This window comes from Cupriavidus gilardii (assembly GCF_017598945.1).
Lineage (GTDB): Bacteria > Pseudomonadota > Gammaproteobacteria > Burkholderiales > Burkholderiaceae > Cupriavidus > Cupriavidus gilardii_E.
Genome location: NZ_JAGFTW010000003.1, coordinates 127,808 through 138,182 on the forward strand (window position 1 = coordinate 127,808; position 10,375 = coordinate 138,182).

8 protein-coding genes are annotated in these 10,375 nt (G+C 67.7%); 7 read left to right on the forward strand and 1 reads right to left on the reverse strand.

Going from position 1 to position 10,375, the window contains the following annotated elements:
* The first annotated feature begins 180 nt into the window (after positions 1-180).
* The 3 genes from J5T34_RS01830 (at position 181) to J5T34_RS01840 (ending at position 4,703) form a co-directional block, all read left to right on the forward strand.
* Positions 181-2,607: a 3-hydroxyacyl-CoA dehydrogenase/enoyl-CoA hydratase family protein gene (locus J5T34_RS01830; RefSeq protein ID WP_208578116.1), complete on the forward strand. Its 2,427-nt coding sequence runs from the start codon at positions 181-183 to the stop codon at positions 2,605-2,607.
* A gap of 19 nt (positions 2,608-2,626) precedes the next feature.
* Entirely contained in the window at positions 2,627-3,826 is a 1,200-nt protein-coding gene (locus J5T34_RS01835) for an acetyl-CoA C-acyltransferase (protein WP_208578146.1), read from the forward strand.
* Between the two features lie 100 nt (positions 3,827-3,926).
* Positions 3,927-4,703, forward strand: coding sequence for an enoyl-CoA hydratase (locus J5T34_RS01840; protein ID WP_208578118.1), 777 nt, complete (start codon positions 3,927-3,929; stop codon positions 4,701-4,703).
* Between the two features lie 178 nt (positions 4,704-4,881).
* On the opposite strand, the gene J5T34_RS01845 is transcribed toward J5T34_RS01840, so the two are convergent.
* The gene (locus J5T34_RS01845) at positions 4,882-5,286 is read right to left on the reverse strand and encodes an acyl-CoA thioesterase (RefSeq protein ID WP_208578120.1); all 405 of its coding nucleotides are present in this window, start codon (positions 5,284-5,286) and stop codon (positions 4,882-4,884) included.
* 84 nt (positions 5,287-5,370) lie between these two features.
* On the opposite strand from J5T34_RS01845, the gene J5T34_RS01850 reads away from it, so the two are divergent.
* From J5T34_RS01850 to J5T34_RS01865, 4 genes are all read left to right on the forward strand, one after another.
* Positions 5,371-7,302: an ABCB family ABC transporter ATP-binding protein/permease gene (locus J5T34_RS01850; protein ID WP_208578122.1), complete on the forward strand. Its 1,932-nt coding sequence runs from the start codon at positions 5,371-5,373 to the stop codon at positions 7,300-7,302.
* Between the two features lie 342 nt (positions 7,303-7,644).
* Entirely contained in the window at positions 7,645-8,661 is a 1,017-nt protein-coding gene (locus tag J5T34_RS01855) for an ABC transporter substrate-binding protein (RefSeq protein WP_208578148.1), read from the forward strand.
* Positions 8,658-9,533 carry an ABC transporter ATP-binding protein gene (locus tag J5T34_RS01860; protein WP_432207619.1) on the forward strand — a complete coding sequence of 292 codons (876 nt, stop codon included), beginning with the start codon at positions 8,658-8,660 and terminating at the stop codon, positions 9,531-9,533. The genes J5T34_RS01855 and J5T34_RS01860 overlap by 4 nt, the downstream gene beginning before the upstream one ends.
* Position 9,534: 1 nt before the next feature.
* Positions 9,535-10,308 carry an ABC transporter permease gene (locus J5T34_RS01865; RefSeq protein WP_208578150.1) on the forward strand — a complete coding sequence of 258 codons (774 nt, stop codon included), beginning with the start codon at positions 9,535-9,537 and terminating at the stop codon, positions 10,306-10,308.
* Positions 10,309-10,375: the final 67 nt, after the last annotated feature.

The following is a 10,375-nucleotide window of genomic DNA, read 5'->3' on the forward strand; positions in this document are numbered from 1 at the left end:
CCTGTCGGTGTTCCCTCTCCCTTTGGGAGAGGGGCAGGGGAGAGGGCAGCGGCGATCGCTGGGCGATATCGCCGGCATTGCCGCCGCAAGCCCTCTCCCCCGACCCCTCTCCCGCAGGCGGGAGAGGGGAGAAAGACTGTGGGGCACCATTCATTCAAGGCTCACCTCCCAGGAGCGCGCATGTCCAATTTCATCGTCAAGAAAGTCGCCGTGCTCGGTGCCGGCGTCATGGGCGCGCAGATCGCCGCCCACCTCGTCAACGCCCGCGTGCCGGTGGTGCTGTTCGATCTGCCGGCCAAGGAAGGCCCCAAGAACGGCATCGTGCTGCGGGCCATCGAGAACCTGAAGAAGCTGTCCCCCGCGCCGCTCGGCCTGAAGGACGACGCCGGCCTGATCCGCGCCGCCAACTACGAGGACGACCTCGCGCTGCTGAAGGAATGCGATCTGGTGATCGAGGCGATCGCCGAGCGCATGGACTGGAAGCACGACCTGTACAGGAAGGTCGCCCCGCATCTGGGCGCCGACGCGATCTTCGCCACCAACACCTCAGGCCTGTCGATCACCGCGCTGTCCGAGGGCTTCGACACCGAGCTGAAGGCGCGCTTCTGCGGCGTGCACTTCTTCAATCCGCCGCGCTACATGCATCTGGTCGAGCTGATCCCGACCGAGGCGACGCAGCCCGCCATCCTCGACCGGCTGGAAGCCTTCCTGACCACCACGCTCGGCAAGGGCGTGGTGCGCGCGAAGGACACGCCCAACTTCATCGCCAACCGGGTCGGCATCTTCTCGATCCTGGCCGTGTTCGCCGAGGCCGAGAAGTACGGTATTCCGTTCGACGTGGTCGACGACCTGACCGGCAGCAAGCTGGGGCGCGCCAAGTCGGCGACCTTCCGCACCGCCGACGTGGTGGGCCTGGACACCATGGCCCACGTGATCAAGACCATGCAGGACAACCTGCAGGACGATCCGTTCGCGCCGGTGTACCGCACGCCCGCGGTGCTCCAGTCGCTGGTCGATGCCGGCGCGCTGGGCCAGAAGACCGGCGCCGGCTTCTACAAGAAGGAAGGCAAGCAGATCAAGGTGCTGGACGCGAAGACCGGCCAGTATGTCGACGCCGGCGGCAAGGCCGACGAGATCGTCGCGCGCATGCTGAAGAAGGAGCCGGCCGAGCGCATCAAGCTGCTGCGCGAATCGGGCAACCCGCAGGCGCAGTTCCTGTGGGCGATCTTCCGCGACGTGTTCCATTACATCGCCGTCTACCTCGAGCAGATCGCCGGCTCGGCGGCCGACGTCGATCTGGCGATCCGCTGGGGCTTCGGCTGGAATTCGGGTCCGTTCGAGGACTGGCAGGCCGCGGGCTGGCAGCAGGTCGCGCAATGGGTCAAGGAAGACATCGAGGCCGGCAAGGCGCTGTCGAAGGCGCCGCTGCCGGAATGGGTCTTCGCCGGCCCGGTGGCGGACAACCAGGGCGTGCATTCGGCGCAGGGCTCGTGGTCGCCGGCCACGCAATCGTTCGTCGGCCGCAGCGGGCTGCCGGTCTATCGCCGCCAGGCGTTCCGCGCCGCGCTCAAGGGCAGCGACGCGATCGATCCGCGCAAGGCGGGCCGCACCGTCGAGCAGAACGACGCGGTGCGGATCTGGGTCTGCGAGGGCCAGGACGACGTGCTGGTGATCTCGTTCAACAGCAAGATGAACACGATCGGGCCGGACACCATCGACGGACTGATCCGCGCGATCGATCTGGCCGAGAGCGCCTACAAGGGCCTGGTGGTCTGGCAGCCGACCTCGCTGCAGCTGGGCGCCCCGGGCGGCCCGTTCTCGGCCGGCGCCAATCTGGAGGCGGCGATGCCGGCCTTCATGATGGGCGGCGCCAAGGGCGTCGAACCGTTCGTCAAGAAGTTCCAGGACGGCATGATGCGGGTCAAGTACGCCGCGGTGCCGGTGGTGTCGGCGGCGTCCGGCATCGCGCTGGGCGGCGGCTGCGAGCTGATGCTGCATTCGGCGCGGCGCGTGGCGGCGCTCGAGACCTACGTCGGCCTGGTCGAGGTCGGCGTCGGCCTGGTGCCGGCCGGCGGCGGGCTGAAGGAGGCCGCGCTGGCGGCGGGGCGCGCGGCGCAGGCCGCGGGCAGCACCAACTATCTGCAATTCCTGACGCAGCGCTTCCAGAACGCGGCGATGGCCAAGGTCTCGGCCTCGGCGCTGGAGGCGCGGCAGATGGGCTATCTGCAGCCGAGCGACCCGATCGTCTTCAACGTGCACGAGCTGCTGCATGTCGCCTGCAGCGAAGTGCGCGCGCTGCACGAGGCCGGCTACCGCCCGCCCGCGCAGGGCGAACTGGTGCCGGTGGCGGGCCGCTCGGGCATCGCCACCATCAAGGCGTCGCTGGTCAACATGCGCGACGGCGGCTTCATCTCCGCGCACGACTTCCTGATCGCCTCGCGCATCGCCGAGGCGGTCTGCGGCGGCGACGTCGAAGCGGGCGCGCTGGTCAGCGAGGAATGGCTGCTGGCGCTGGAGCGCCGCGCCTTTATCGAACTGCTGGGCAACGCCAAGACGCAGGAACGCATCATGGGCATGCTGCAGACCGGCAAGCCGGTGCGCAACTAATCGGCACGCGAGGAAATCGATCATGAAACAACTGCAAGACGCCTATATCGTTGCCGCGACCCGCACGCCGATCGGCAAGGCGCCCAAGGGCGCGTTCAAGCACTACCGGCCCGACGACCTGCTGGCCACCACGCTGCGCGCCGCGCTGGCGCAGGTGCCGAACCTGGACCCCGCGCTGATCGAAGACGCCATCGTCGGCTGCGCGATTCCCGAAGCGCAGCAGGGCCTGAACGTCGCGCGCATCGGCGCGCTGCTGTCGGGCCTGCCGACCTCGGTCGGCGGCATCACCGTGAACCGCTTCTGCGCCTCGGGGCTGAGCGCCGTCGCGATGGCGGCCGACCGCATCCGCGTCGGCGAGGCCGACGTGATGATCGCCGCCGGCGTCGAATCGATGAGCATGGTGCCGATGATGGGCAACACGCCGTCGATGTCGCCGTCGATCTTCGCGCGCGACGAGAACGTCGGCATCGCCTATGGCATGGGCCTGACCGCCGAGCAGGTCGCGCGTCAGTGGAAGGTCAGCCGCGAGGATCAGGACGCCTTCGCGCTGGCCTCGCACCAGAAGGCGCTGGCCGCACAGCAGGCCGGCGAGTTCGCCGACGAGATCACGCCGGTCGAGATCGTCGAGAAGCTGCCGAACCTGGCCAGCGGCGAGGTCGAGCTCAAGACCCGCACGCTGTCGCTGGACGAAGGTCCGCGTCCCGATACCTCGCTGGAAGGGCTGGCGAAGCTGCGCCCGGTGTTCGCCAACAAGGGCAGCGTGACCGCCGGCAACAGCTCGCAGACCTCGGACGGCGCCGGTGCGCTGATCCTGGTCTCGGAGAAGATCCTGAAGGCCTGCAACCTGGTGCCGCTGGCGCGCTTCGTGTCGTTCGCGGTGCGCGGCGTGCCGCCGGAGATCATGGGCATCGGGCCGAAGGAAGCGATTCCGGCCGCGCTGAAGGCGGCCGGCATGACGCAGGACCAGCTCGACTGGATCGAGCTGAACGAGGCCTTCGCCGCGCAGGCGCTGGCGGTGATCCGCGATCTGGGCCTCGATCCGGCGAAACTGAACCGGATGGGCGGCGCGATTGCGCTGGGCCACCCGCTCGGCGCCACCGGCGCGATCCGCTCGGCCACCGTCGTGCATGCGCTGCGCCGGCACAACCTGAAGTACGGCATGGTGACCATGTGCGTCGGCACGGGCATGGGCGCCGCCGGTATCTTCGAACGGGTTTGATGCAGGCCGGCACCGGAACTGCCTCGTACGCGGGGCAGTTCCGGCGGTCGGCATCGCCGAACAGAACACCGACAGGAACACCGACCAACAAGGAGACACCATGAGCATCCTGACCCGCATCGAGCAAGGCGTGCTGACGATCGAGTTCGATCGCCTGGACAAGAAGAACGCGATCACCGCGGCGATGTACCAGCAGATGGCCGATGCGCTGCGCGCGGCGGCGAGCGACGATGCCGTGCGGGCGATCGTGATCCGCGGCAAGGACGAGATCTTCACCGCCGGCAACGACCTCGAGGACTTCCTGAAGCGACCGCCGAGCAGCGAGGAGGATGCCGCCAAGGCGCCGGTGTTCCAGTTCCTGCACGAAATCAGCCATGCCGCCAAGCCGCTGGTGGCGGCGGTCAGCGGGCCGGCCGTCGGCATCGGCACCACGCTGCTGCTGCATTGCGACCTGGTCTATGCGTCCGACAGCGCGCGCTTCTCGCTGCCGTTCGTGCAGCTGGGGCTGGTCCCCGAGGCCGCGTCGAGCCTGCTGCTGCCGCGCCTGGCCGGCTACCAGCGCGCGGCCGAGAAGCTGCTGCTGGGCGAGCCGTTCGGCGCGCAGGAGGCGCAGCAGATCGGGCTGGTGACGCGCGTGGTGCCGGCCGCCGAGCTGCACGACTTTGCGCTGGCGCAGGCGCGCAAGCTGGCGGCGCTGCCGGCGTCGTCGCTGCGGGAGACCAAGCGGCTGATGAAGGGCGTCGATACCGCGCAGATGGAGGCGCAGATGGCGCAGGAGGGCGCGGTGTTCCGCCGGCTGCTGCAGTCGCCCGAAGCGAAGGAGGCCTTCACGGCGTTCTTCGAGAAGCGCAAGCCGGATTTTTCGAAGTTCAATTGAACGGTTGAGGGCGAGGGGAAAACCACCCCCTCTCCCCGACCCTCTCCCCCTGAGGGGGAGAGGGAGAACACCCTCGATATCACTCAGGCCCGCTGCCGGTTTTCTCCCCTCTCCCGCTCGCGGGAGAGGGGCCGGGGGAGAGGGCAGGGCGCCCGCTATGCCACCGCGGCCGGCGCCCTCACACCCTCGGCAGCACCCGCGGCTGCCTTTCCTCGTCCGTCGCCACATAGGTCAGCGTGGCCTCGGTGACCTTGACGATCTCGTTGCTATGGCGCATCCGCTGCGCATAGACCTCGACCTCGACGGTGATCGAGGTCCGCCCCGTCTTGACGATGTCGGCATAGAAGCTGACCAGATCGCCGACGAATACCGGATGCTTGAACAGGAAGGAATTGACCGCCACCGTGGCGACGCGGCCCTGGGCGCGTTCGACCGCGGGAATCGAACCGGCGATGTCGACCTGCGCCATGATCCAGCCGCCGAACACGTCGCCGTGCACATTGGCATCGGCGGGCATCGGCACCACGCGCAGCGCGGGGTTCTTGCCGGGAGGCAGGGACGACAGGGTTTCGGTCAGGTTCATGGTGCATCCGGTTGATGGCGAAGCAGGGGAAAACCGCTCGCGCCGAACTCTGCGACAATCGCATATTCGGCCGAATTCTAACGTATGCGACGCTACTCCACGACGGACGAGCCTGCCCCCACGGCGCCGTCCTCGCCGCTGTTCTCCGGCGCGCGCGGCCAGCGCAGCGACTGGCAGACCGTGCGCAATCTGCTTCCCTATCTGTGGCATTACAAGTGGCGCGTGATGCTGGCGCTTGGCTGCCTGGTGGCCGCCAAGGTCGCCAATCTGGGCGTGCCTGTGCTGATGAAGCGGCTGATCGACGCGATGGACATCGCGCCCGGCGATCCGCGCGCGCTGCTGGCGGTGCCGGCCGGCCTGATCGTCGCCTACGGCGTGCTGCGGCTGTCGACCACGCTGTTTACCGAGCTGCGCGAGATCCTGTTCTCCAAGGTCACGCAGAGCGCGGTGCGCGAGATCGCGTTGCAGGTGTTCCGCCATCTGCACAGCCTGTCGCTGCGCTTCCATCTGGACCGGCAGACCGGCGGCATGAGCCGCGACATCGAGCGCGGCACGCGCGGCATCCAGTCGCTGATCTCGTACTCGCTGTACAGCATCCTTCCCACGCTGGTCGAGATGGCGCTGGTGATGGGCTTCTTCCTGCTGCACTACGACATCTGGTTCGCGGCGATCACCGGCGGCGCCTTGCTGGCCTATATCGTCTTCACGGTGGTGGTGACCGAATGGCGCACGCACTTCCGCCGCAAGATGAACGAGCTCGATTCGCGCGCCAACCAGAAGGCGATCGACTCGCTGCTGAACTTCGAAACCGTCAAGTACTTCGGCAACGAGGCCTACGAGGCCGCGCGTTACGACGAGAACCTGCGCACCTACCGGACCGCCGCGATCCGCTCGCAGAACTCGCTGTCGCTGTTGAACTTCGGCCAGCAGGCCATCATCGCGGTCGGGCTGATCCTGATCCTGTGGCGCGCCACGGTGGGCGTGGCGGCCGGCGTTCTGACTTTGGGCGACCTGGTGCTGGTCAACACGCTGATGATCCAGCTGTATATCCCGTTGAATTTCCTTGGCGTGATCTATCGCGAGATCAAGCAGGCCACCACCGACATGGACCGGATGTTCGTGCTGCTCGGCACCAACCGCGAAGTCGCCGACACGCCCGATGCGCGCCCGCTGGTGGTGCACGGCGCCGAAGTGCGCTTCAGCCATGTCGGCTTCGGCTACGACAGCAATCGCCGCATCCTCGACGACGTCGATTTCACGATCGCCGCCGGCACCACCACCGCGGTGGTCGGCCATAGCGGCTCGGGCAAGTCGACGCTGGCGCGGCTGCTGTTCCGCTTCTACGACGTCGGCAGCGGCGCGGTGCTGGTCGACGGCCAGGACATCCGCACGGTGACGCAGGACAGCCTGCGCCGCGCGATCGGCATCGTGCCGCAGGACACCGTGCTGTTCAATGACAGCATCTACTACAACATCGCCTACGGCCGCCCCGGCGCGAGCCGCGACGAGGTCATCGAGGCCGCGCGCGCCGCGCAGATCGACAGCTTCATCCGCGAGCTGCCGCAGGGCTACGACACGCCGGTCGGCGAGCGCGGGCTGAAGCTGTCGGGCGGCGAGAAGCAGCGCGTAGCGATCGCGCGGACGCTGCTGAAGAACCCGCCGATCCTGATCTTCGACGAGGCGACCTCGGCGCTGGACTCGCGCACCGAGCAGGCGATCCAGGCCGAACTGATGCGCCTCGCGCAGAACCGCACCACGCTCTTGATCGCGCACCGGCTGTCCACCGTGGTGCATGCCGACCAGATCCTGGTGATGGACCGCGGCCGCATCGTCGAGCGCGGCACGCATGCCGAGCTGATGCGCGCCGATGGCCGCTATGCCGAGATGTGGCGCATCCAGGCGCGCAGCGCGGCGCAGGGCGCCACGCCTGCGGACGACGGCGGCGGCGAGCTGGCCCGCATCGAAGGCGCCGCCGCGGTCGCGGCCGACCTTGGCGACGCGACGCAGGACGCCTGAGCTCGCCTTCGTATTGTCGACAATGACCGCGTGCAATCGCGCGCGGCATCGGTTCTTGCACAAGTTTGGTTAGACAAACCGCCGCGGCCATGCCCCGCTTTGGGGCCGGTTCGATGCGGTTTTGGCTGGCATATCGCTTGCAGACACTGTTCGCGCAAAACAGGCACGAACAGGAGAGCAAACATGCCGCAGGACAGGTCGCAACACGGGTCGCAACACGGATCGCAACACGGGTCGCAACGCCAGCATCCCAAGCACAATACGCATCGCGGCGAGAACGCCGACGGCCCACAGGCCAGCACGGCGCCATCGCCGCTGCGCCGCCGGCTGCTGCAGCTGGGCATGGTGCTCGGCACCGCAATGGTGCTGTCGACACAATGGGCCACGCCCGCCCATGCACAAGCCGCGACCAAAATCCGCTTCCAGCTCGACTGGCGTTTCGAGGGCCCGTCGGCGCTGTTCCTGCTCGGCGAGCAGAAGGGCTACTACAAGGCCGAGAAACTCGACGTGTCGATCGACGCCGGCAACGGCTCGGGCAATGTGGTCAACCGCGTGGCCTCCGGCACCTATGACATGGGCTTCGCCGATCTCGCTTCGGTGATGGAGTTCTATGGCAACAACCCGGACGCGAAGAACAAGCCGGTCGCCGTGATGATGGTCTACAACAACACGCCGGCCGCGGTGCTGGCGCTGAAGAAGTCCGGCATCAAGGCGCCGAAGGACCTGGCCGGCAAGAGGCTCGGCGCCCCGGTCTTCGATGCCGGCCGCCGCGCCTTCCCGATCTTCGCCAAGGCCAACGGCCTGCAGGCATCGAGCTTCAACTGGCAGGCGATGGACCCGACGCTGCGCGAGACCATGCTGACGCGCGGCGATCTCGATGCGATCACGGGCTTCTCGTTCACCTCGATCCTGAACCTCAATGCGCGCGGCGTGAAGGACGAGGACATCGTGGTGCTGCCGTACCCGCAGTACGGCGTCAAGCTGTACGGCAACGCGGTGATCGCGTCCGAGGACTTCCTGAAGAAGAATCCCGAAGCGGTCAAGGCCTTCCTGCGCGCCTTCGCGAAGTCGGCGCGCGACGTGATCGCCAGGCCCGAGGAGGGCATCAAGGCGGTCAAGGCGCGCGACGGCATCATCGACGAGAAGCTGGAGGTGCGGCGCCTGAAGCTGGCGCTCGACAGCGTGGTCAGGTCGCCCGACGCCAAGGCCGACGGCTTCGGGCGCGTCAACAAGCCGCGGCTGTCGCTGATGGCGTCGCAGGTGGCCGATGCGTTCGGCACCAAGGGGCGCATCAATCCGGATGCGTTGTGGACCGACGCCTATCTGCCGTCGGCGGCCGAACTGGACGTGCTGCGATGACGATGGACGTTGCCGTATCGGCCGCAGCATCGGGCGCTGTCCAGGACACGCCGGCCGCCGCGCCGGCCGCGGGCGCCGAGGCCCCCTTCGTCGACTTCAACCGCGTCTGGCTCGCCTACAACGACGACCTGGCCCGCCAGGGCGAGTTCGCCGTCGAGGACATCTCGCTGCAGGTGCAGCCCGGCGAGTTCATCGCGATCGTGGGCCCGTCCGGCTGCGGCAAGTCGACCTTCATGAAGCTGGCCACCGGGCTGAAGCCTGCCACGCGCGGCGTGGTCAAGATCGCCGGCGAGAAGGTGACCGGCCCGCTGAAGATGGTTGGCATGGCCTTCCAGGCGCCGACGCTGCTGCCGTGGCGCACCACGCTGCAGAACGTGATGCTGCCGCTGGAGATCGTCGAGCCGTACCGCTCGACGCTGCGCTCGCGCCGCGACGAGTATGTCGAGCGCGCCCGCACGCTGCTGCGCACGGTGGGCCTGGCCGGCTACGAGGACAAGTACCCGTGGCAGCTGTCCGGCGGCATGCAGCAGCGCGCGTCGATCTGCCGCGCGCTGATCCACGAGCCGCGCATGCTGTTGCTGGACGAACCGTTCGGCGCGCTGGACGCCTTCACCCGCGAGGAGCTGTGGTGCGTGCTGCGCGACCTGTGGCAGGCGCAACGCTTCAACGTGATTCTGGTCACCCACGACCTGCGCGAGGCGGTGTTTCTCGCCGACACGGTCTACGTGATGAGCCAGCGGCCGGGCCGCATCCTGATGCGCAAGCCGATCGACCTGCCGCGTCCGCGCGAGCTCGAACTGACCTATACCGAACCCTTTGCCGATCTGGTGCACATGCTGCGCGAGAAGATCGGCCATGTCCGCCAGCACTGAGATGACCACGCTTACCGATTCGAACCAGCGGCGCGTGGAGCGCGTCGCGCCCTGGCTGCTGCTGGCCGCCTGCCTGCTGTTGTGGCAGGGCGCCTGCATGATCTTCGAGGTGTCCGACTTCATCCTGCCGAGTCCGGCGGCCATCGTGGTGTCGCTGGTCGACTACTGGGACGTGATCGCGGCCCATGCCTGGCGCACCTTCTGGACCACGGTGGTGGGCTTCGGCATCGCGATCGTCGTCGGCGTGGTGCTGGGCTTGCTGATGGGATCGTCGCGGCTGGCCTATGCGGCCGGCTATCCGTTGATGACCGCCTTCAACGCGCTGCCCAAGGCTGCCTTCGTGCCGATCCTGGTGGTGTGGTTCGGCCTTGGCGCAGGACCGGCGATTCTCACCGCGTTCCTGATCTCGTTCTTTCCGGTGATGGTCAATATCGCCACGGGACTGGCCACGCTCGAGCCCGAACTGGAGGACGTGCTGCGCGTGCTGGGCGCCAGGCGCACCGACGTGCTGTTCAAGGTCGGGCTGCCGCGCGCGATGCCGTATTTCTTTGCCTCGCTGAAGGTCGCGATCACGCTGGCCTTCGTCGGCACGACGGTGTCGGAGATGAATGCGGCCAACGAAGGCATCGGCTATCTGCTGGTATCAGCCGGCTCCGCGATGAAGATGCCGCTGGCCTTCGCCGGCCTGGTGGTGATCGCGGTGATGGCGATGGCGATGTACGAGCTGTTTGCGGTGCTGGAGAAGCGGATGACGGGGTGGGCGCATCGCGGTTGAGGGGGCGGTACGACATCACGCTGATTTTCTCCCCTCTCCCACTTGTGGGAGAGGGGCGGGGGAGAGG